General features: G+C 74.3%; 18 protein-coding genes. 14 read left to right on the forward strand and 4 right to left on the reverse strand.

Annotation, left to right across the window (positions count from 1 at the left end; translation table 11 throughout):
• Positions 1–90: 90 nt before the first annotated feature.
• Complete coding sequence (locus ACZ50K_RS15235) at positions 91–1476, reverse strand: VldE C-terminal domain-containing protein (RefSeq protein WP_468902679.1); 1386 nt, start codon at positions 1474–1476, stop codon at positions 91–93.
• 220 nt (positions 1477–1696) lie between these two features.
• Between ACZ50K_RS15235 and ACZ50K_RS15240 the strand changes: the two genes are divergently transcribed.
• From ACZ50K_RS15240 to ACZ50K_RS15280, 9 genes are all read left to right on the forward strand, one after another.
• Positions 1697–2671: an ArsR/SmtB family transcription factor gene (locus tag ACZ50K_RS15240; protein ID WP_468902681.1), complete on the forward strand. Its 975-nt coding sequence runs from the start codon at positions 1697–1699 to the stop codon at positions 2669–2671.
• A gap of 195 nt (positions 2672–2866) precedes the next feature.
• Positions 2867–3472, forward strand: coding sequence for a dihydrofolate reductase family protein (locus ACZ50K_RS15245; protein ID WP_468902684.1), 606 nt, complete (start codon positions 2867–2869; stop codon positions 3470–3472).
• Positions 3473–4615: 1143 nt separating this feature from the next.
• Positions 4616–4801 (forward strand): thiazolylpeptide-type bacteriocin, encoded by a 186-nt coding sequence (locus ACZ50K_RS15250; RefSeq protein ID WP_468902686.1) that lies wholly within the window; start codon positions 4616–4618, stop codon positions 4799–4801.
• Between the two features lie 157 nt (positions 4802–4958).
• Positions 4959–5159, forward strand: a complete 201-nt coding sequence (locus ACZ50K_RS15255; RefSeq protein WP_468902688.1) for a thiazolylpeptide-type bacteriocin — start codon at positions 4959–4961, stop codon at positions 5157–5159.
• Between the two features lie 106 nt (positions 5160–5265).
• Positions 5266–8037: a lantibiotic dehydratase gene (locus ACZ50K_RS15260; RefSeq protein ID WP_468902691.1), complete on the forward strand. Its 2772-nt coding sequence runs from the start codon at positions 5266–5268 to the stop codon at positions 8035–8037.
• Positions 8038–8126: 89 nt separating this feature from the next.
• A complete protein-coding gene (locus tag ACZ50K_RS15265) occupies positions 8127–9338 on the forward strand; it encodes a hypothetical protein (protein ID WP_468902693.1) in 1212 nt (403 codons plus the stop codon).
• Positions 9335–11083: a hypothetical protein gene (locus ACZ50K_RS15270; protein ID WP_468902694.1), complete on the forward strand. Its 1749-nt coding sequence runs from the start codon at positions 9335–9337 to the stop codon at positions 11081–11083. Before ACZ50K_RS15265 ends, ACZ50K_RS15270 begins: the two co-directional genes overlap by 4 nt.
• A complete protein-coding gene (locus ACZ50K_RS15275) occupies positions 11080–13113 on the forward strand; it encodes a TOMM precursor leader peptide-binding protein (protein WP_468902697.1) in 2034 nt (677 codons plus the stop codon). The genes ACZ50K_RS15270 and ACZ50K_RS15275 overlap by 4 nt, the downstream gene beginning before the upstream one ends.
• A gap of 16 nt (positions 13114–13129) precedes the next feature.
• On the forward strand, positions 13130–14863 hold the full coding sequence (locus ACZ50K_RS15280; RefSeq protein ID WP_468902701.1) for a thiopeptide-type bacteriocin biosynthesis protein: 1734 nt from the start codon (positions 13130–13132) through the stop codon (positions 14861–14863).
• Between the two features lie 175 nt (positions 14864–15038).
• On the opposite strand, the gene ACZ50K_RS15285 is transcribed toward ACZ50K_RS15280, so the two are convergent.
• Positions 15039–16601 carry a CocE/NonD family hydrolase gene (locus ACZ50K_RS15285; protein ID WP_468902704.1) on the reverse strand — a complete coding sequence of 521 codons (1563 nt, stop codon included), beginning with the start codon at positions 16599–16601 and terminating at the stop codon, positions 15039–15041.
• Between the two features lie 274 nt (positions 16602–16875).
• On the opposite strand from ACZ50K_RS15285, the gene ACZ50K_RS15290 reads away from it, so the two are divergent.
• From ACZ50K_RS15290 to ACZ50K_RS15300, 3 genes are all read left to right on the forward strand, one after another.
• Positions 16876–17523, forward strand: a complete 648-nt coding sequence (locus tag ACZ50K_RS15290; protein ID WP_468902707.1) for an FMN-binding negative transcriptional regulator — start codon at positions 16876–16878, stop codon at positions 17521–17523.
• A gap of 168 nt (positions 17524–17691) precedes the next feature.
• The gene (locus ACZ50K_RS15295) at positions 17692–18063 is read left to right on the forward strand and encodes a VOC family protein (RefSeq protein ID WP_468902710.1); all 372 of its coding nucleotides are present in this window, start codon (positions 17692–17694) and stop codon (positions 18061–18063) included.
• A gap of 352 nt (positions 18064–18415) precedes the next feature.
• Positions 18416–18604 (forward strand): hypothetical protein, encoded by a 189-nt coding sequence (locus ACZ50K_RS15300; protein WP_468902712.1) that lies wholly within the window; start codon positions 18416–18418, stop codon positions 18602–18604.
• Between the two features lie 159 nt (positions 18605–18763).
• Here ACZ50K_RS15300 and ACZ50K_RS15305 read toward each other — a convergent pair whose 3' ends face one another.
• The gene (locus ACZ50K_RS15305) at positions 18764–19915 is read right to left on the reverse strand and encodes a serine hydrolase domain-containing protein (RefSeq protein ID WP_468902714.1); all 1152 of its coding nucleotides are present in this window, start codon (positions 19913–19915) and stop codon (positions 18764–18766) included.
• Between the two features lie 114 nt (positions 19916–20029).
• On the opposite strand from ACZ50K_RS15305, the gene ACZ50K_RS15310 reads away from it, so the two are divergent.
• Positions 20030–21037: an AraC family transcriptional regulator gene (locus ACZ50K_RS15310; protein ID WP_468902717.1), complete on the forward strand. Its 1008-nt coding sequence runs from the start codon at positions 20030–20032 to the stop codon at positions 21035–21037.
• A gap of 51 nt (positions 21038–21088) precedes the next feature.
• Here ACZ50K_RS15310 and ACZ50K_RS15315 read toward each other — a convergent pair whose 3' ends face one another.
• Positions 21089–21583 carry a carotenoid oxygenase family protein gene (locus tag ACZ50K_RS15315; RefSeq protein WP_468902720.1) on the reverse strand — a complete coding sequence of 165 codons (495 nt, stop codon included), beginning with the start codon at positions 21581–21583 and terminating at the stop codon, positions 21089–21091.
• A gap of 791 nt (positions 21584–22374) precedes the next feature.
• On the opposite strand from ACZ50K_RS15315, the gene ACZ50K_RS15320 reads away from it, so the two are divergent.
• Positions 22375–22530 carry a helix-turn-helix domain-containing protein gene (locus ACZ50K_RS15320; RefSeq protein ID WP_468902723.1) on the forward strand — a complete coding sequence of 52 codons (156 nt, stop codon included), beginning with the start codon at positions 22375–22377 and terminating at the stop codon, positions 22528–22530.
• Positions 22531–22576: the final 46 nt, after the last annotated feature.

Consider the following 22576-nt stretch of genomic DNA (forward strand, 5'->3'; position numbering starts at 1 on the left):
CTGACCGACGCTGGACACGTCAGAGGCCGCTCGGCAGCCACGTGGGCCTTGTGCCGGAGCATGTACACCCCGGTGCGGCGTCCGGCCTTATCAGGACATGCCGTTGGGTCCGTACCAGGGGCCGCCGTCGCCGAACCAGTAGCGGGTGCCACCGTTGGTGGTGCCGGCGTGGACGTACAGGGCGTTGCCGAACACCACGGCGCTCAGGCTCCGGTCGGTGCCGCCGACCGAGCCGGGTACCGTGTTCGTCCCCGACCACGGTCCGCCGTTGCCGAACCAGTAGTGGACGCTGCCGTCCAGCGCGGTCGCGAAGACGTAGAGGTTGCCCTTGAACACGGCGCTGGCCACTCCGGCGTTGGCCGTCCGCCCCGAAGACCCGGGGACCATGGTCGGTCCGGACCAGGGTCCGCCGTTGCCGTACCAGTAGCGGACGGTGCCGTCGGCCGCCGTGGCGAAGGCGTAGAGGTTGCCGTTGAAGACCTGGCTTGACAGGCCGCCGGTGGTGGAGGTGCCGGCCGAGCCGGGTATCGTGTTCGGCCCCGACCAGGGTCCGCCGTTGCCGTACCAGTAGCGGACGGTGCCGTCGGCCGCCGTGGCGAAGGCGTAGAGGTTGCCGTTGAAGACCTGGCTTGACAGGCCGCCGGTGGTGGAGGTGCCGGCCGAGCCGGGTATCGTGTTCGGCCCCGACCAGGGTCCGCCGTTGCCGTACCAGTAGCGGACGGTGCCGTCGGCCGCCGTGGCGAAGACGTACAGGTTGCCGTTGAAGACGGCGGCCACCGGGTCGCCGGCCGTCCCCGCCGAGCCCGGCACCGTGTTCAGGCCCGACCACGGCCCGCCGCTGCCGAACCGGTACGTCACCGTTCCGTCCGCACCGCGCGCGAACTTGTACTGGTTCCCCTGGAACACCGCCGAGCCCTGCGAGGACTGTCCCGACGGCGCCGGGGCGACGTAGTCGGGGTACCACTCGGCCGGCCGCGGGTTCGCGGTGAACCAGCTGGTCTGCCGGTTCGCCCCGGCCCACGAGAACGCGAAGTGGACGTGGTTGGTGTGGCAGTCGCCGGGAGATCCGTCGCACCCGTGCGACTGCCAGGTCTTGTTGCTGCCGTAGAGGTTGATGATCTTCTTGTTCCAGATGATGTACGCCACGCCGAGCCGACGCGCCATCGCGTGCTGGTTCCCCGCGGAGTCGGTGGCGAGCATCCAGTCGAGCGCCTTCTGGACCTGGGCCGCCTGGGCCGGCACATGGGCGTTGTTCATCCAGTCGAAGGCCCTCCCCTCATTGTGCTCGAAGCCGGTGCACGCCAGGATGCCGCCGTTGGTGCCGCCGAGGCGGTCGATCAACACGTTCTTGAACTCGACCACCCCGGGCTTCTCGTAGTACGAGTGGGAGCAGTTCCCGGGCGCCGAGTAGGGCTGGTAGCCGTCAACCGCCGGTATGGCCCGGGCGGGCGCGGCGAGCGCCGCGGTGGCTCCCACCGCGAGGAGGAAGGTGGTGGCCCGTGTGAACCATTGCCTACGCAAGATCGACCTCTCAAGGGATCGTCAGATGCCGGGAGTTCGCCTGGGACAGTCATCCCGCGAGCCGGGTGAGCGTGTGCTCGGGGCGAGCCTGCTCCCCGGCGGGCCGCCCGCTCCACGATTTCGTCCCTGCTTAATCCACTGCACCCACGGCGCCCCAGCCGTTACCCTCCACCGTGTGATCGAGCTCCTCGTCGGCCCTGACGATCTGACCCGCATCCGTTTCGCCCGGTCACCGATGGAGGAGCTCCTGCACAGCGTGCCGGTCCTCACCGGGGCACGCCGGCTGCCCGTTCACGGCCAGTGGCCCACCTCGGCCGCGTCGCAGGTGGCCGACATCGATCTGAGCGTGCTGCTCGCCCTGCTGCGCGGCCCCCATGTGATCCCGGACTTCCTCGCCCTGCCGCCGGAGTCGGTGTCCGGCGACTTCCCGGAGGAGCTCGCCGCCCTCGCCGCCACGCCGGCCGGGCGGGTCCGCGCCTCGCTTGAGGAGATGGACCGCGCCCAGGGCCTGGCCCCGGAGCTGCGGCCGCTCTACGAGCACCCGGAACGGGGGCTCGCCGCTCTGGCCGACACGATCGCGGCGTACTGGACGGCCGCCATCGAGCCGCTCTGGCCGCGCCTGCGGGCCATCCACGACGCCGAGATCGCCCACCGCGCCCAGCAGCTGACCACCGGCGGGCTGACCAAGGTCTTCGCCGACCTGCACCCCCAGGTCACATACACCGCGGGCCGCCTGCGGATCGACAAGCCCCACCACACGGCGCAGCGGGCCTGCGACGGTGCCGGAATCATCCTGATGCCGTGCGTCTTCGCCTGGCCGAGGCTCCTGGTGCTCCACAACGAGCCCTACCGCCCCACCCTCACCTACCCGCCGCGCGGGATCGCCGGCCTGTGGTCGGCCACCGACCAGGACACCGAGGACCCGGTCGGCCCCTTGCTCGGACGCAGCCGGGCCGCTCTCCTCGCCCACCTCGAACTGCCGCTCTCCACAACCCAGTTGGCGGCCTATCTCGACCTCAGTGCCCCCGCGATCAGCCAGCACCTGGCCGTCCTGCGCCGCTGCCGGCTGGTCACCTCCCGGCGCTCCGGCCGCTGGATGCTGCACGAGCGGACCGCGCTGGCCACCGAACTCCTCTCCACCACGGGCTGATCCCGGGCCGCTCCCGTATCCGCCGCCTGTGCCTCCGTGCCTCCGTGCCTCCGTGCCCCCCGTGCCCCGTGCCCCCGTGCCCCCGTGGCAGCGGTGGCTGAAGGTTCAGAGGTTTCTCGTCACTCCACCGCGTGGCCGATGAGTTTGGGTCCTCCGGGCAGTCCAAGCTCATGACATCCGAGGAAAGGACACGCCATGTCGGAGCTTCTCGTCGACTTCATCACCTCACTCGACGGCTACGCGTCGGGGGAGGGGTGGCCCGGGTACTGGGGCCTGGAGGGCCCGCAGTATCTCGCCTGGCTCGGCGAGCAGCCCGAGGCCACCTACCTGATGGGAGCGGCCACCTACCGCCTGATGTCGGGCTTCGCCGCAGGCGAGGTCCCTGCCGGCCAAGACGGGTTCAGGCCCGAGGAGGAGGCGTCGGTCGACCAGCTCACGCAAGCGTCCAAGGTGGTGTTCTCCTCGACGTTGGAGGAGCCGCTGACCTGGGCCAACTCCAGGCTTGTCCGTGAGGACGCCGTCGAGGCGGTCCGCGCCATGAAGTCGGGTGGCTCCGGGCTCCTGACGACGATCGGCAGCCTCAGCCTGTGCCGGTCCCTGCTGCGAGCCGGACTCGTCGATCGCTTCAGGGTCGTGATGTTCCCGGTGATCACGGGGGCCACGGGCGAAGAGCGCATCTACGACGGCTATCCGGACGTCGCCCTGGAGATGATCGAGCACCGCACCTTCGACGGCCGTATCCAGCTGGTGGAGTACAAGCCCCGGGTGCTCGCGCACCCGCCGCTCGGCCTCCCCGGGTGACCTCCGCTTCGTCGGTCTGCTCCGTCCGTCTGCACGGACGGCCGCCAGGGGTGGTGCCGGCGGGGCGGCCACCTCCTCGGCGAGGACGAGCGCCCCGCAGCCGCCGGCCGCTTCGTGCTCGCACGCCGGCAGCGGCGAACGCGATGCCGCCGTACCCGCCCGTCTACGGCACCGGGGGACGCCCAGTCGTCACGGGAGGTCGTGCTCCCTCCCTTCCGCCCGCCCGTACCGTACGCACGGCCGCCCGGATGGGTCAGGAAGGCGGCCGCCCTTCGTTCGTCATCCGGGTGGCGGTGCCGTCCGAGGGAAGGCCGGTGAAGACGCGGTCCCACCGTGCCCCGAGTTCCCAAGGAGTACGCGCCGCCCCCGACGGGCTGACCTCCGCCGGACCGGAGTCCCGGTCAGGAGGTCTCGGCCAGGGCTGTGGCGAGGTTGTCCAGGACGCGGGGCCAGCCGTTGCCCATCCCGGCGAGTGCCTGGCGTCCCATGGGGAGTCGAGGTCGAAGCCCGCGTGGGTGCGGACGAGGCGGGTGCCGTCGCCTTCGGGGTGGTGTTGTGCGGGATCCCGGCCCGCGAGGTTCGGCGGAGCGTTGTGCGGGGCTCGGGCGTGCGTGCGCGAATTCGTCGGGTGCTCGTGTGAGGGAAATGTGGATTGGTCGTAGGGGAGGCGCATGTGGCCGAGATGTATGGGTGTGTGGACTCTCCGCATGCTGACCTCTGACTGACCGTGAGCTGACTCTCCGGTGATTGTGTACTGACGCTCGACTGATCGTGTGCTGATTCTGGACTGATCTTTTAGTGACGCGTTTCTGACTTCGCCCTGAGGCGTGTTTCTCGCGTCAATTCATTGCCTTGGATTTCCTTCCTCTGTATGGCCTTCGACCTGCTGAAATGAGAGACGTCGATCAGGCGGGGTCGAAAGCGTGTGCCAGGGGTCCTTGCGGTGTCGTGGAGGGGGTGGATAAAGTGCGGATCCGGACGATCGAGAGATATCAATTCCATGCCCCGGATGTCGATCATTTGCTGTTCGTCGATGTGCGGTATTCGAATTTTCGGGTCATGCCGAATTCGCTCGACCGACCGATGTGCATTCGGCTTTCGCTTTCATCCCCTTCCATCCCCTTCCATTTCCGGGAGACCCCCATGTCCGATGAAGCCCGCTCCCTCGCCTTCGACCTCGACGACCTCGCGCTCGACCTGGGCGACCTGACGGTCACCTCCATGCGGGACACCGCCGCGCTGCCCGAGGGTGGCGCGTCCTGGGGTTCCTGCTCCTGCCAGGGCTCCTCGTCCTGCGCGCAGCCGCAGCAGGACGCCCCCGCCTTCTAGGCCTCCGCAGGTCCGGGCGGGGCCCACACGCCCCGCCCGTCCCGCCCCCCGCCCGCCCCATGCGTCCCACCCGCCCGCCCGTCCGACGCGTCCCATCCGGTCCACGCGTCCCACCGGGCGCGGGCGTCCTTCGCACCCGTCATCCGAGGAGACACCCATGACCCGACCCGAACCCGCCACCACGGCCGCCACCTCGGCCTTCGACCTCGACGACCTGGCGCTCGACCTGGGCGACCTGACGGTCACCTCCATGCGGGACACCGCCGCGCTGCCCGAGGGTGGCGCGTCCTGGGGTTCCTGCTCCTGCCAGGGCTCCTCGTCCTGCGCACAGCCCACACCGAACGACCCGACGCTGTAGCACCGCCACCCCGCAAGCCGTACGACCCCACGGGTCCCTCCCGCCGCGCCGCCCGTGCGGGGGAGGGACCCGGACCACCAGCCACCCAGGACCGGGACGGACCGCCATGCCGCAGACCAGGCCGATGCCGCGACCGGCGGCGACCCCGCAGCCGCCCGGGACCGGTGACGACGGCTACCGCGTGCGCTCCGCGCCCTACGCGCTGGTCCGCGCCACCGTCCTCGCCCATCCGGCCCAGCAGCCGGACCCCGCACGGTTCCGTGCCCTGCTCGCGCGCCTCCACGGGATCGACACCGCGCTGGCCCGGGCCACCGGCCCGCTCTGCGACGAGCTGCACGACAGCAGGGACGGCCACCCGGCCGCCTTCCACCGCGAGGTCGTCCTCCCGCTGCGCCGCGCCCTGCACAACGGGCGCGAACCCAGAGCGGCGCTCCTCGCCCGGCTCGGGGACCTGCCGGCCCGCGCGCCCCGGCTCGCCGCGTGGGTCGACCTGCGCGCCCGCCGCGCGGCCCTCCTCCCGCTGATCGACGCCGCCGTCGAACCGGCCCTCGCCGCCGAACGGGCCGCCCTGTCGGCCCTGTGCCGCGAACCGGCCCTCGCCAAAGCGGTCGCCCTGACCAGCGCCGACCTGCTGCGCGGCGTACAGCGCGCGGGTTCGACCCCGTCCGACCGCAGGACCCGCAAAGAGGAGGCCACCGTCCTGCGCTACGCCCTGCGGGCCAGTACCAAGACGAGCCCGCTGTCCTGGTTCACCGCCGTCGGATGGGGCGTCCTGCCCCCGGAGCCGACCCGCGCCCGCGCCGTCTGGGGTACCCCGCCGCTCTTCCCGACGCCCCCGCGCGCGGTGGTCAAGGCCAACCGCACCCTCACGGCCGCCCTCACCCTCGCCCTCCTGGACGCCCCGCACCGGCGTGCCTCCCTCCCGCACCGCATCACCAGCACCGCCCGCGTCGAGGGCGAGCGGGCCGCGTACGTCCGGGAACGGACCGCCTTCGCCGGGGGGCGCTACCTCGTCCCCGAGGAGGACGAGGTCGAACTGCCCCTCGGCGGCCCCCTCTCCCTGATCACCCGGCATGCCCAAGACCCGCTGCCGCTCGATGAGTTGGCCGACCTGCTGGGTGGGGCCCGGGGGCCGGCGGCGAGCGCCGGCGCCGGGCCCCGGGCCGCCGTCGCCGGCTTCCTCGACCGGCTCGTCGACCACGGCCTCCTGGTGCCCGGGGATCCCGTCCCTCCCCAGGCCGCCGACCCCCTGCCCGCCCTCGCCCACTGGCTCCGCCCCCACCCCCCGCTGCCGTCCGCGACACCCGCGCCGCAGCCGGATCCGGCAGCGCCCACCGTGGACGGCCCTCCCGGCGCCGAGGACGCGGCCCGGGCCGAGCGCATCCTGAGGCTCGGGCGGGACACCGCCGCCTTCGCGGACGCGGACGCCGCCGAACGCCCCGCGCTGCTCGCCGGCCTCTCCCACCGCTGGGCCGAGGAACTGGCCGCCGCCGGGCGCCCCGTACCCACCGGGTCCGCACCGCTGTCCGTGCTCTCCGAGGACGTGATCGCCCCCGACCCGCTCCCGCTCGAAGGCTTCCTCGGACCCGCCGACCAGGAGGCGCTCGCCGAGGCCACCGCGCTGGCCGAACTCCACGACCTGGGCCACCTGGTGCGCCGCCTCGTCCGCGACCGCTTCGTCCGGCGCTACGGCCCCGGCGGGACCTGCCCGCGCCCGTGGGAGTTCGGCGCCGAGTTCGCCGAAGCCTGGGAGACCGCCGCGGCCCTCGACCTCCACGACCCGGCCGCCCGCGCCGGCCTGCCCGACGGGCTCCCGCAGTGGGCGGACCTGCGGACCCTGGTCGCGGAAGCGGCCCGCGGAGCCGCAGCCGGGTCGGGGACCGACGCCGACCACGACGAGATCGTCCTCCCGGCCGGCCTCGTACGGACCCTCGGCGACCGGCTGCCGGACTGGGCCACCCAACGGCCCCTCAGCTACGCCTACTTCCTCCAACGGGACCCCGAACGGGGCCTGCTCTGCGTGAACCACGTGTACGGCGGCTGGGGCCGCTTCACCAGCCGCTTCCTGGACTCCCTCGACCCGCGCGCCGCCGCCGCCGTGACCCGGCAGGTCCGCTCCGGCCTCGCCCCCGGGGCGCGGGCCGCCCAGATCCGCCCCGTCGGCGGGTTCAACGCCAACCTCCACCCGCTGCTCGTACCGGACGAGATCGGCCCCGACCACAGCCGGACCTCCCTGTCCGAAGGCGACCTCGACCTCGTCCACGACGAGGCCACCGACCAGATCCGCTTCCGGGTCCGCGCCGACGGCGAACTCCTCGACGTGCTCTACCCGGGCTTCCTCGCCCCCGTCCTCCTGCCCCGCCGCATCGGCGCCCACCTCGGCGACCACCCCCACGGCGCCGTCGACCTCCGGCCGCTCACACCCCGACGCCACATGGACGTACCGGGCGGCCGCGCCTTCCTCACCCCGAGGCTGCGCCACCGCCACCTCGTCCTGCGCCGCCGCCGCTGGACGCTGCCGCCCGACGTGGTCGGGGAACTGCGCGCCGACCTCCTCGCGGGCGGCCCCGTACCGGCGCGGGCGGCCGCCCGGTGGCGTGCCCTGCTGGACCTCCCCGAGCAGGTGTTCCTGCACCCCGTAGGGTCCGTGCCGGCCGGCCGACCGGCCGGGGACTTCCTCCAGGCAATCGGCCGGCCGAAACCGCACTTCGTGGACCTCGGGAACGCCCTCCACCTGCGCTGCCTCGCCAAATGGCTCTCCCGGCACGCCGACGGCGCCGTCCTGGAGGAGGCACTGCCCGCACCCGGCGGTCTCGACTCCCCGACCCACGCGGTCGAGCTGGTCCTGGAGGTCTACCGATCCGGCCGCGCCCGATGAGCGCCCGCCCCGCACCGCCCGCCCCGCACCACACCCCGCCCACCCCCGCGCCCTCGCGGCACGAAGAGATCGACGGAGAGGCAGCAGCCGTGACAGCACCGCACGCGCAGGACGCCGGCGCCGCCCCGGACGCGGGCGCCCTGGACGTGATCGCCTACTACCGGGACCCCGTCAAGGCACCCCTGCTGCGCGCCGTCATGCTTCCGCTCGCCGCCGACGCCGCGGCCGAGGGGCTGGCCGCCCACCTGGAACGGCACTGGTTGCACGGCCCGCACGTACGGCTGCGCCTCCAGGGGCCGTCCGGGCGGGTGCGCGGCTTCGCCGCGTCCGCCGCGTCCCGGATCCGGGACCGACTGCGCGAGCACCCCTCGCGCGAGGACCTCACCGACGCCCAACTCCTTTCGGCGGCGGTCGAGTCGGGACGCACCGAGCTCATCGCCCCGCCCTACGGGCCCCTCGTCCCGGACAACACCGTCCGCGTGGCCCCCGTGGACCGGGGGCCCCTGCGTGAACTCCTCGGGGACAGCGGCACCGTCCTGCGCGAGGACCTCCTGCGCGCCGGGCTGCCCGCCCTGCGGGCCGGCGCCGACTTTCTCGGGGAACACGGCGACACCGCCCCGGCCCGACTGCACCTCGCGGTGACCGCCCTCGCCGCGCACGCGGCGGCCCACCCGGACGGCCTCGCGGGCGCCCACTACTCGTACGTGTCCCATCTGGAGGACTTCCTCGTCCACGAGGATCCCGACGGCAGGCTGCGAGCCGCCTTCGACCGCCAGTGGGACCGCGCCGGCGACGCGACGGCCGGCCTCGTCGCCCGCATCACCGAAGGCGCCGCCCAGGGCGGGGAGCGGGCCTGGACTGCCTACTGCGCCGAGGCCTGGCGGCTCACCCGGGAACGGTATGAGGCGGGCGCCGAGCTCCACGGCGCGCCCGCCGCCTACCGCGACCGTGCCGCCGCCACCGGAGACCCGGCGGCCGCCACCCGCTGGAACCCCGAACTGCGTACCCGCTACAGCGAGTTCCACCGACTGCTCAAAGACTCCGACCCACACGGAACCATGTGGAGCCGCCCCGACTACCTCATCCACCGGGCCACCACCAACGCCCTCTACCGGCTCCTCACGCTGTGCGACATCCGGCCACTGGAGCGGTACCTGGCCGCCCACCTGGTCATCCGCACCGTTCCCGGGCTGACCGGCTGCGACTGGCGCACGGAGGTCCGCGCGGCCGCCGACGCGGTACGTATCGGCACGGCGCGTACCGAGGCGCTGCGCGCCGTCGTGGGGGAGGGGGCGGCATGAGCGGTCCGAGGCTGCGCCCGGGGGTCACCGCGACCCCGCTGCGCGAAGGGCTGCACCTGCGCGGCCGGCACGGCACCCTCACCCTGGAGGGCAGCGCCGCCCTGCCCGCGCTGTGGCGGTCGCTGGAGGGGCCGCTGCGGGCGGGCCGGGTCGACGAACTGCTGGACGGTGCCGCGCCGACCTCGGCCCTGCGCGGTGCCGTCGACACGCTGATCGCCCAACTCGAAGCGCACGACCTGCTCCTGGCCGACGCGCCGGACGGGGCCGAGGTGGCGGACGAGGTCGAGCCGGCGGTGGCGGCGGCCGGAGCGGTGGTGGAGTGGGCTGAGGCGAGCGCCGGCCCCCGGGCCACCGGGGCGGGGGCCCGCGCCGTCGCCGTCACCCTCGCCGCGGGACGGGCCGAGGTGCTGGCGGCGGATCCGGACCACCCCCTCGCCCGTGCCGCGGGCCGGGCGCTGGAGCAGGGCGGCCTGAGCGTCACCCGTACCGCCGACCCGACCCTGCCGGCGCACCGGGTCCTGCTCCACGCCCGCGCCGGGGCCTCGCAACGGGCCCTCGCCTTGGGATTCCGGGGCCCGACCGGCTACGCGACCGCCCCGGGCACTCCCCGCCAAGTCCGGGCCGACGCCCAGGCCCTGGAATCCCGCCTGGACCACCCCGAAGGAGAAGCAGTCCCGTTGGAAGGGGAGTTCGGAGCCTCGGGCGTGTCCATGGTCCTGCTGGGCGGGGCTGCCGCGCACCGGTTGATGTGCGTGCTCGGTGGGCTGCCGGACCCGGCGTTGGAGGAGGTCGAGGGGGCCCTGCCGGCCGGGCTGCCCGTGGTGCTCCTCGCCGATGCCCGCCCGCCCCGCGCCCGGTACCACGCCTGGATCGGATCCGTGCGCCATGACCCCGACCGGAGGGCCGCCCTGGCGCCCGCCGACACCCTCGGCTCCGCCCTGCGCAGGGTGGCCGCCCTCGGGGACGAACGCTGCGGGGCCCTCCCGCTCCCGCTCCCCGGTGACCTGCGGCAGCTCCCCGTCCCGCTCGCCGGATGCGTCCTCGTGGACCCGGAGGGGCCGGACGTGTCGCTGACCGGTGGCGCGCCCCGACTGGACCTGGCCCGCCTGGAACTGTTCTGCCGGGCCGCCGAAATCCGGCTGGGGGACGCCCTGTTCACGGTGGGAGCCGATCCCGGGCACGCCCGGGGGCGCGCCCTGCGGCGGGCCGTCGCCCGCCGCACCGGCCGCGCCGCCGGGGAGTCGCCGGTACCCGCCGAGCGGTGGTCGAGGCATCCGCAGGCCCGCCACTGGTGGACGACGCTGACCGTACGGCTCGACGTGTCCGCCCGCCTGGACGTCATCCGGGTCGCCCCGGGGGAGGAGGTGTACCGGGCCGTCGTGCGCTCGGCGGGACCCGGTGGCCGGCTGCTCGGCGAGGCCGTCGAGGCGACCCCGGCCGATGCCGCCGCCTTCGCCTGCCTCGCCGCCGTCGCGGCCGTCTCCGCCCCCTCGGACCACCCCGCCCGCCCCTCGGGCGGGGCCGTCGCACCGCTGGCCGCGGCCGGTGCCCGGACGGCCCCCTGGGAGGGCCTCGGCGGGACGGGGCGCTGGTCGGCCGACCTCGCGGACCGCGAGCAGCGCCTCCAAGGCGCCCTGCTCCGACTCACCGGGGAGTCGCTCCACCCCGCAGCGCCGAGCGATCTCACCGACCAGCTCACCGCGTTCGGGTTCACCGTCCTGCACACCCCGGAGGCAACGAGATGACCACCGCCCCCGCGCGGCCGACCCCGCCCGTTCCCCCGGACGGCCTCGCCCCCGAACTGGCCGCCACGCTGGTCACCCCGGGGTCGACGCCCGTCCCGGTGGTCGACGCGGCCGGTGCGACCACCCTCACCTCCGGTCCGGCCGTGGTCCTGCTGACCCGGTGGACTCCGGGCCTCGCCGAGGAGCTGAGCCGGCACGCCCAGAACCACCCCGTGGCCCTGGTCCCCGTACGCCTCGACGGGCCCCTCGCGATCATCGGCCCCGTCCTGCGCCCCGGGGCGGCCGCCTGCCTGGGGTGCGCCGAACACCAACGCCTGGCCACGGCGGGCGGCCGGGTGCCCTGGCGCGACAAGGGGCTGGCCCTGGGCGGCGTACCCTCCCCGGCGCTGCTCGCCTCCCTCGGCGCCCTCGCCCTCGACCTCCTCGCCCCCGACGAGGACGCCCCCGACGAGGCCGTACCGGACGAGGACGCACCCGTCGGCGCGACCGCCACGGCCACCGTCCACCTCGTACACCAGGGCCGCGGCACCTGGTCCACCCACCGCGTCCGCTCCGTCGGCGGCTGCGCGGTGTGCTCGCCGCTGCCGGCGGACTCGGCGTCCGCACCCTCCCCCCTGCCCTCGCAGTCGCGCCCGCTGCCCGACCCGTACCGACTGCGCCAGCCCAACCCACGGACCACGGCAGCCCAGTTGAGAGAGGTCCTGCACGACGAGCGCTTCGGTCCGGTGCGCCGGCTCATGCGCTCCGACGAGTCCGCGTTCTGCCTCACCACCGCGCACGTCACGGACGGCCGCCCCCTCGACGACGGGGGATACGGCCGTGCCCACGACTTCCCCGACAGCGAACGGATCGCCCTCTTCGAAGCCGTCGAACGGTACGCGGGCATGCGTCCCACCGGGCGCCGCACCGACCTGAGCGCCTCCTACGCCGAACTCGGACCCGACCGGGCCCTGGACCCCGTCCGGCTCGGCCTCCCCGACCTCGCCCACCGCACCGAAGCCCACGCCCCCGCTGCCGAACGCCCCGTCCGCCCGGCACCCACGACCGTTCCGTACACCCCCGATCTGCGCATGGACTGGGTCCGGGCCTGGTCGCTCACCCGGCGACGGGAGATCGCCGTCCCCGAACACGCCGCCTACTGGGACGTGCCGGGACCCGGCCGGCCGCGCGTGGTCTACGAGTCCTCCAACGGGTGCGGACTCGGCAACAGCCCCGAAGAGGCGGCCCTCTACGGCCTCTTCGAGATCGCGGAACGCGACGCCTTCCTGATGGCCTGGTACGCGGCCACCCCCCTGCGGCGGCTGGAGATTCCGCCCGACGACCCCGACACCGCCCTCCTCGCCGACCGAGCGAGCCTCGCCGGCTACCGTCTCGAACTCCACGACGCCACCAACGACTTCGGCATCCCGGCCGTCATCGCCGGCTGCCGGTACGAGGGCGAGCACGCCGACGCGCCCCGCATGTTCCTGGCGGCCGGAGCCCACCACGATCCGCGCGCGGCGATCCGCTCCGCCGTCGCCGAGGTCGTCACCAACGTCCTGGACGCACCGCACCGTTCGCTCGCCGAGGGCCGTCCGCGCGACCCGCTCCGCCTGCGCCCCATGCTGGAGCGGCCCGACCTGGTCGAGACCCTCGACGACCACGTCGGACTCAACACCCTCCCCGAAGCCGCCCCGCGCCTGGCCTTCCTCCTCGCCGACACCCCGCCCGTCCCGCTCGTGCGGGCGTTCCCCGGCGCGCCCACCCCCGTGGACGACCTCTCCGAGCTCCTCGCCCACACGGTGGAACGCCTGGCCGGAGCAGGCCTGGAGGTGATCACCGTGGATCAGAGCGAGCCTGGCCTGCGGGCCCGACTGGGCCTGCACTGCGTCAAGGTCATCGTGCCGGGCTCCCTCCCGATGACCTTCGGGCACGTCAACCGCCGCACGGTCGGGCTGCCCCGACTGTGGGAGGTGCCCCACCGGCTCGGGCGCACGGACCGCCCCCTGCGCCACGCGGACCTGCCGCTCCACCCGCACCCCTTCCCCTGACGCCCGAGGACCCCCCATGAGCACCCGACCGCCCGCCACCACCGCCACCCTCCCCGTGACCGCACCGCAGGCAGACACCTGGCAGGGCTTCCACGTCTTCCTGCACTCCGGCGCCGAGGACGCCGACGCGTTCCTGACCGGCTTCGCGGCCCCCCTCCTCGACGGCCTGGTCGCCGCCGGCGAGGCCTCCGCCTGGTTCTTCATCCGCTACGCCGAAGAAGGCCCCCACCTGCGCCTGCGCGTGCGCGGCCTCGCCGCGGAAGCCGCCGCCCGCCTGCCCGCGCGGCTCGCCCGGGCGGCGGCCGAGGTCCCCGCCGTCCCCGGGCCGTGGCCCTCGCGACACGCCGAGGTCCGCACGGTGCCCTACGTGCCCGAGACCGACCGCTACGGAGGCCCCCGCGCCCTCCCCCTCGCCGAAGAGGTCTTCGCCCACTCCACCCAGGCCGCCCTCGGAGCCCTGCGCGAGCCGGCCCTCCACGCCGGCGGGCCCACGGGAGTCGCCGCCGCCCGGCTGCTGCTCGGCGTCGACCTCGTCCATGCCACCACGTACGCACTCGGACTGGACCGGCTCACGGCCGCCCGCCGGCTGCGCTCCCACGCGTCCGGCTGGCGCTGGGTCACCGAGATGGAACTCCTGCCCGGTGCCTCGGTCCACAGCCGGGTCAACTCCGTCTACGCCGCACGCCGCACAGGCCTCGCCGACCGCGCCCGGACCGCACGACAACGGCTCACGGACGGCAACGCGCAGCCCTGGCTAGCTCGTTGGGTGGACCGGGTACGCGCGAGCGAAGACCGGCTGCGGGCACCCGACGGGGCCGGCCTCTCCGCGGCGGAATCGGCCCGGGTGTGGGGCTCCCAGCTCCACATGCTGCTCAACCGGCTCGGCGTCACCCCCGACGAGGAGCGGGCCGTGTGCCGACTGGCCGCCCGGACCCTGCTGGAGACGGACGAGGCGCCCCACTTCTTCCCGGAGGGCCACACCGCGGCCGACATCCAGTACCTGGAGCGGAGCAAGTTCCAGATCGGCCGCGGCGAGGACACCGCCCTGCGCCTCCTGCCGGCCGATGCGATGTCCCCCGCCGTGACCGCGACGGCGCCCGGCCCAGACCGCTCACCTTCCGAACTCCCCCTCCCCGCAAGCCCATTGCCTGCCGTATCGCTGGGCGAGGTCCTCGCCGGACGCTCCTCCCTGCGTGGCCCGCTGACCGGCCCCCTGGACGCCGCGACCCTCGGCTCCCTCCTGTGGAGCTCCCTCTCCCCGACCGGCAACCACCGGCCCTACCCGAGCGCCGGCGCCCTGCACACCGCACGGGTGCGCCTGCTGGTCCTCGACGTCGACGGAGTCCCCGCCGGCACATACGCCTGCGAGCCCGAACGCCGGACCCTCCGCCCCGTCGGACCGCCCCCGCCCCTCGCGGCCGTCCAGGCGCTCTCCACCTACCTGTCCCGGCCCGCCGAAGACCCCGTCGCCATCGGCATCGACGCGGCCCCGGTCGTACTCGCCCTCTACGCCGACCTCGGGCTGCTGCGCCGCCGCTACGGCCTGCGCGCCCTGCGCCTGGCCCTCCTGGAGACCGGCCACATGGCCCAGACCCTCCTCCTGACCGCCTCGGCGCTCGGCCTCGGCGGAACCCCGCTGGGCGGCTTCCACGACGACCTGGCCCACGAACTGCTCGGCCTGGACGACCTCTCCCAACCGCTCCAGTACCTCATCCCGCTGGGCCGCCGCCCGTCGGCTCACACCCGCTGAACGATGGCCTCGTCGAATGACGACGGACCATGGGAGCCGCGGACCCCGACCAGCCGGGCCGGGGCGAGCTGGCAGGACCGGACGGCCCGGCCACGCGCCCTCCCCGCCCGTGGCCGGTCCCCCTCGTCGTCGCGATCGCGTCGGCCGCTCAACGCGGAACATCCCCACCTGCCCCCTACCGTGCGGGCACGACCGGCAGCAGGAGGTGCGCGGGACGGTCGGGTCCCCAGTGAAGGGTGCAGCGCCCCCGGGTCCGGGTCCGGTAGGAGGCCGGGAACTGTCCGGTCAGCGGATTGCGCGGCGACAGCCAGCGGCCGGCGACCACCAGGCGGAGCTGCTCTCCCGGGCGGAACAGGGTCGAGGAGGCGCCGAGCGCGATGTCGACCGCGACGACCTGCCCCGCCCGGACCGGTTCGCGGACGAGACAGGCGGGCACCGGCTCGAACGGACGTGACCGCTCGGGGTCCAGCGCCCGCAGCGCGAGGTTCTGCCATCCGGTGGCGACACGGTCGCGGCCGAATCCGTACGAGCCTTCGAACGGGACGAACCTCCCCCCGCTCCACTTCTCGACGCCCACGACCAGATCCATGTCCTCGGCGCCCTGCGGCTCGACGTACAGCCGCAGCGCCATGGGACCGGTGAGCTCGGTGGCCTCCGGAACCGTCCAACCGGACCGGGCTCCGCCCCGGCGGAGGTCGAAGGACAGCTCCCCGCGCGTGTCCGGCGGATCGGCGGGGAGGACCGAGGCCGTCAGGTACCGCGGGGTCCACCGGGTGCGCTCCAGCGGCCAGGCCGCCTCCTCCCGCACCTCCACCACATGATCGGCGCGGTCCCGGACCTCCAGCCGGACCCGGGGGAGCGGGGGCACGTCCCGGCCCTTCAGATGGCGCTCGAAGAAGAGCAGCTGGGACCTGCGGGCCTCCTGGTCGTAGAAGACGGCCCACTTGCCGCCGCGATGGGTGTACAGGTGGCGCTCCGGAGAGGAGATCCGCTCGAACCCGGCGAACGACCCGCGGCTGTGGAGGTTGTTGTCGGAGAAGCTGGCACAGACCAGCGCGGGCACCTCGATCGCGGACAGGTCCGGGTCGAGGGACCGGTACCAGTCGTCGATCACCGGCCTGCGGGCACTCTCCCGACGCAGCGAATAGGCCTGCCGGACCTTCTTCAGGCCGAGGTCCCAGAGCCTGAGGAACCCGTCCTCCTCCACGCCGCCGGGCCGTACCAGCCCCCGGTAGGCGCTGGTGAAGCCCTCCCACGGCGCGATCGCCCTCAGCGACGGCGGCCGGGTGGAAGCCGCCCGCCACTGTGTCAGCGCCAGATACGACACCCCGAGCATCCCGACGGCACCACTGCTCCAGGACTGCGCCCCGGCCCATTCGACCAGGTCGTGGACGTCCTCGCCCTCCTGGGCCGACAGCAGCGCCCCGACGCCCTCGGACATGCCCGCGCCTCGCACGTCGCAGTTCACCACCGCGTAGCCGTTGCCGACCCACCACACCGGGTCGGGCCCCTCCCAGGTGGTGAGGGAGGAGAAGACCAGGGGCCCGGTCTGGCGCATGGCCCGGTAGCGGAACGACAGCTTGGGACGGCCCGAGGCCGTGAACCGGGGCAGGTCGTCCTTACCGTACGGATGCGCGAAGAGGATCACCGGCACGGGGGTGTCGGAGAGCGGCCGGTACATGTTGACCCGCACCGTGCCGTCCCGGGTGACGACCGGAAGGTCGTTCTCCACGCGCATCCCGCCCGGCTCCGCGCGGTATCCCAAGGAGTGCGGGCCCCGGCAACTCGTGGCCCGAGGACGCGGAGCCCCAGGTCACGGGACCGAACGCTGCCGCGGCCCTCGCCGCGTCCCGCTACCTCCCGAAAGCTAGGATCAGGGGCCCTCCCCGGTGCCGGCAGGGCGCAGGCCACGCAAGGCTGACGGTCCACGACGACGTGCCGCAGCGCACGCCCCTCCGGGGCGGGCGAACCCTTCCGTGGCGCAGCTCCGCACGGAAGGACCCGAAACCGCCATGTTCATCCAGCCCTGGGACGCCGCCCTGGACGAGACCGAATGGCAGACGTGGATAGCGTCCGGCCACGACTTCGGCCTCCTCGCCGTCAACGGACCGCCCGGGCAGCCGCCCTTCACGGTCCCCACCCACTTCACCTGCTCCGCCGGCACCCTGCTGATCCACCTCGCCCGCCCCAACCCGGTCTGGAAGGCGATCGACGCCGACCCGCAGGTCACCCTCACGGTGATCGGTGACTACGCCTTCGTCCCCGGGCCCTGGCGCGCCAAGCCCGAGGGCCCGCCCACCGACGGCGTTCCGACCAGCTACTACGCGGCCGTCCAGTTCACCGGCCGGGCCGTGGTCGTCGACGAGCCCGAGGACAAGGCCGAGCTGCTGCGCCGGCAGATGGCCCACTTCCAGCCCGACGGCGACCACGCCCCCATCGCCCCCGACCTGCCCCCCTACGGGCGCATGCTGTCCGGCATCCGCGGACTCCGCGTCGAGGTCACCGACGTACGGGCCAAGTTCAAGTACGACGATCACAAGCCCGTCGAACAGCGCGCCGACATCGCCCGCCGGCTCACCGAGCGCGGCACCGCGCGGGACGCGCCCACCGCCGACCAGCAGCGCCGCCGCCTGGACCGCATGGGGCCCTGGCGGACCTGACCCCGCCGCCCCCCGCCGACCGTTCGCGCGGCTCCGGGGCGGAAGTACGCGTGCGTTCGGGGGAATCGGTGCCGTCCGGCCGGGCGGAGCAGCCGAACGGGTGCGGGCGGGCCGACACTCGTGACGACCGGCCGTCGGCCGGCCGCACCGGTACCGGGAGGACAGCGCATGTTCAGCGACACCAGGGCGTTCAGCGGCTTCGCCGTGGACGACATCCAGCGGGCGAAGGAGTTCTACGGCGAGATCCTCGGCCTGCGGGTGACCGAGGAGAACGGCCTGCTCACCCTGCACATCGCGGGTGGCACCGAGATCATCGTGTACCCGAAGGACGATCACGTCCCGGCCGCGTTCACCGTGCTCAACTTCCCCGTCGAGGACATCGACGCGGCCGTGGACGGTCTGGCGGGCCGCGGGATCCGCTTCGAGAGGTATCCCGGCTTCGAGCACGACGCGAAGGGGGTGGTGCGCGAAGGCGGCCCGCTGATCGCCTGGTTCACCGACCCCGCGGGCAACGTCCTCTCCGTCCTCCAGCCCTCGTAACGGTCCCGGCCGCTCCGCGCCCGTGAAACCCTGTCTCCTCCGCCACCGCACCGGCGTCGACCTCGCCCACCTGCTGGAAAGCCTCACCTGCGGCGGGACGCCAGCACGCCCGGAGCCGGACGCCTCCCGGAACGGCAAGGCCGAGATCGCGGGCCAGGCGGGGCCTCGGGTGCAGAGGAGGGCCCTGCGGTCGGGCGAGCGGACCGGATCCGCTCCGTGGTGGGTCACCCGCCGAGGGATCCGTTCGGAGGACACGACGGGGGACCGGGTGCTCCTACGGTCGGGAGGCCGAGTCAGCCCGGGAGTCCACCGCACGGGGACGGCCCCCGGCCCGATATCCGAGGAGACGCACATGACCCGCACCACTGCCAGCCCCGCCGCCACCCGCACCGTCCGGGCGGAGGCCCTCACGCTGGAGTTCCGGCCCGCCGCGGGCCGTTCGGCCGGCGGCGACAAGCGCGCCTGCGTATGCGGCTGGAACTGCTTCACCAGGAACACCGGCACCGCCACCGGCACCGACGCCCCGCCCCGCGCCGCCTGACCCGCCCGTGCGCCGAGACCCCCGAGCCCACCGACGCGCCTGCACCCGCCGGCCGGCCCCGCGCCGGGGCCGGTCCGCCGGTCCGCTCAGGGGCGGACTCCCACCGCTCCGGTCCCGGCGCGTCGGCCGGGGGCCGGGGCCGGGCGCCCCCGGCCCCCGTCACCGCAAGCCCTCGTAGGCCGCCATGACGATTTCCATGCCCCGTCCGTCCTCCTCCCGGTCCCGGTCGGCCATCCGGTTCATCACGAAGGCCACCGTCATCCGCGCGCCGGGATCGCCCACCACCAGCGAGCCGCCCCAGCCGCCCCAGCCGAAGGCGTCGCCGAACCGTCCGAACCCGGCCGTCCACGCCATCGGCGCCCGCAGGACGCGGTCCTCGCCCCGGAACACCTCCCGCCAAGCCGGAGTACAGCCCTCGGGGGACAGCAGCCGCACACCCCCCACCGCCCCCCGGTTCACCAGCACCGACTGGACGAGGGCCACCGAGCGGGCGTTGCCGATGCCGTTGACCGCGGGGAGCAGCGCACGGCGCCAGGCCGCGGAGTTCACGTCCGCGACCCGGACCACCGGCCCGGTGTGCTCCGCACGCGCACCGTCGGGACCGGCCGGCGGACTCGCCGCGTACGCGTCGGTCAGCGACGGCGGCGGAAGCAGCGCGGCCACCCGATGGTCGTGCTCCGGCGCCAGTCCGATGTGGAAGTCCGCGCCCAGCGGCCCCGCGACCTCCTCGGCGAAGAACGCGCCGAGGCCGCGCCCGGTGATCCGGCGGACGATCTCACCGACGAGGAACCCGAAGGTCAGCGCGTGGTATCCGGCGGCCGTCCCCGGCTCCCAATCCGGTGCCCGGGCCGCCAGCCCGGCGGTCACGGCCTCCCAGTCGTAGAGGTCCTCGACCGATTTCGGGCCGACCAGGTCCGGCAGGCCCGCGGTGTGCGACAGCACGTGCCGTACCAGCACGCCCTCCTTGCCGGCGGCGGCGAACTCCGGCCAGTAGGCGGCGACCGGTGCGGCCAGGTCCAGCAGCCCGCGGTCCGCCAGGACCAGCGCGCACAGGGCCGTCATGTTCTTCGTCGTGGAGTTGACCGCGGCGAGGGTGTCGCGCCCCCAGCGGACCGATCGGTCCGCGTCGGCGTACCCGCCCCAGAGGTCCACCACCGGCTCGCCGGCGAGGAAGACCGCCGCCGACGCACCCCCGCCGGCACCGGGGGAGCCGTCGTCTCCGGTCCGTCCGTTCGATCCGTCGAGCAAGGCCGCGAGCGCCTCGCGCACCGCGGCGAAACGCGGTGCGCAGTATCCCTGGATATCCGTCATGGGCCCAGCCTCGGACGCCGTCGCCGCCCGCTGCCCGACAATTCCCAGTGCGGTTCTGTCGGGCGGGGCACGGTTCCCGCCGTGCTGCCATGGGGCGGAAAGGAGGACGGATTCGTGCTGGAGCGGCTCAACCAGGCCCTGGACCACCTGGAGTCCTGCCTGGACGGGGAGTACGGCGCGGAGGGCGCCGGGGAGCACACCGCGCCGGGGGAGATCGACATGGCCGAGGTGGCACGGATCGCCGCCGTCTCCGAACACCATTTCCGGCGCCTGTTCTCGGCCCTCTCGGGCATGCCCCTGCCGCTCTACGTGCGGCGCCGCCGGATGACCCTGGCCGGGGCCGAGGTCCTCGCGGGGGAGCGGACCCTTCTCGACATCGCGGTCCACCACGGCTACGGCTCCGGCGAGGCCTTCGCCCGCGCCTTCCGCTCGGTGCACGGAGTGGGCCCGGGGGAGGCCCGGCGCAGGGGCGCGGTCCTCACCGCGCAACCCCGTGTGTCCTTCCGCCTCGTCGTCGAGGGGGCCACGGTCATGAGGTACCGGATCGTGGACCGGGACGCCTTCCGGATCCTCGGCAGGAAGGCCACGGTCCCGCTGGTCCACGAGGGGCCCAACGGTCCGGCCTCCGCCCACCTGGCCGGCCTGGACCGGCGGACGGTCGACCGGCTGAAGGAGTGGGCCCGGCACTCACGGCAGGAGCCGGAAGGGGTCGTTTCGGCGGCCGTCCACCTGACCGACAGCCGCGAGGAGGGGGCCGAGGTGGACTTCTGGATCGGCGTACTGACCGGCCCCGGAGCGCCGGCCGATGCGCCGGCCGGCCCGGGCGTCCAGCACCCACGGGAGGTCCGCCACGGACTCGACGGACTCGACGGACTCGACGGACTCGATGTGCTCGACGTGCCGGCCGGCACATGGGCCGTCTTCGACGACCACGGGCCCTACCCGAGTTCCCTCCAGACCCTCTGGCGGGACGTGTTCACCCAGTGGTTCCCCTCGAACCCCTACACGAGCCGGCCCGGTCCGGAACTCCTGCGGACCAGCCCGGTGGAGATCGGCGCCGACACCGGCTCCCAGCTCTGGATCCCGGTCGAACGGGCCGGCCCCCGCCGCCGCTTCCCGTAGCCCGGAGGCGCCGTCAGTCTCGCGAGGGCCGGGGCGCGCCCCGCAGGGACGTCAGCCGGTGTGACCGTCCGGCGCGCTGTCGGGGATCCAGGAGCCGTGGATTCCGGCGGTGACGCGGCGGGGGAGGTGGACGGCGGCGATCCGGTCGAGGTCGGAAGCGCCGAGGACGAGGAGCTGGGAGGCGTCCTGTTTGAGGTCGGAGACCACCGTCAGGAGGTAGCCGTCGTCCTCGCTGGTGGCACCCGCCGCCGGCACGAAGACCGCCCCGCTCGGCAGCCGGGCGTCACCGATCCGGTGGACGCGCCGGGCTCCGGTCCTGCGGTCGTACTTGACGACGCCGTAGCCGCCGCAGCCGTGCTCGTCGGGGAAGTCGTGGGGGCCGACGGTGTCGAGTTCGGGAGTGAGCTCGAAGGGGAGGTTGGCCTCGCAGAGGGCGAGGAGGCGCCCGGCGTGTTCGATGACATGGGTGCCGGCGGTGCTGGCGGTGAGGTCGGGGCCGCGGTCGGTCATGTAGGGGGCGCCGTCGAGGGCGGGGGTGTGCAGCATGCCGCTGCCCTTGAACCAGTGGGTGCGTTCCAGGTCGAGGTCGGGCCGGCCGTGGGCGAAGCGGGAAAGGCGGCGGGCTTGTGCCGGGGAGGCAGTGGGGGTGGGGCGGTTCGTCCATCCTGTCGTCCGTTCGGGTGAGGTCGGTGCTGTGGACCGCTTGGTGCAATGGGGGTCCGCGTTTCGTCCGTCCACTCTGGGAGGCCGCCATGTCCGCCACCGCTGTATCCGGTTCCGTCCACCCGGGGAGTTCGCGGGAGCTGCGTCTCCTGCCGGCCGCTGTGACCTCCCGCGGCACGGTGAGTGCCCCCGTCTGCAACCTGTGCTTCGGAAAGTTCAGCCCCTCCTCTCCCACCCGCAGGTCCTGATCCCGGGCGGTCGAGGGCGTACCGGGGCCAGTCCTCGGCCGCGGTGCCCGCCGGCACGTGGCCACGATGACCGCGACCAGGGCGCCACCGGCACCCGGCAGTTCCGCACGCCGGACATCGACCGCGACCGCACCGGCTGACCGTCACCCCGATGGCGGCCGCGGCCGGAACCGGCCCGCTGCTCCCGGCCTTCCTCCACACCCCCGGCAGGCTGTGAGGCCGCCGTCATCCCGGGAGACGCCGCCGCCCTCCCGGGCGATGCCGCGGCGGGCCGTCCCACCGCGGGCCTGCTGCGCGGAGCTCCGGTGGTACGCGCCCTGCAGGCACTCTTCGAGGCGTACTGGAAGGACGCCGAACCGTTCGCGGCCGCACCGGACCGAACCGCCCCCGGAGGGCCCCACCCCCCGGGAACGCGAACTCCTGCGGATGCTGGCGGACGGCCGCAAGGACGAGACCGCGGCGCGGGCCCTCGGCCTCTCCGTGCGGACGGAGCGCAGGATGGTGGCCGAACTGACCTCCCGAGTCGGTGCGTCGAGCCGTTTCGAACTGGGAGTGAAGGCGGCCCGGCTCGGCTGGGTCTGAGAGACCGCGAGTGCTGCGGTGCCGGTTCGGGGTTCGGTTTTCCGAA

This window comes from Streptomyces sp. NPDC033845, assembly GCF_055576225.1.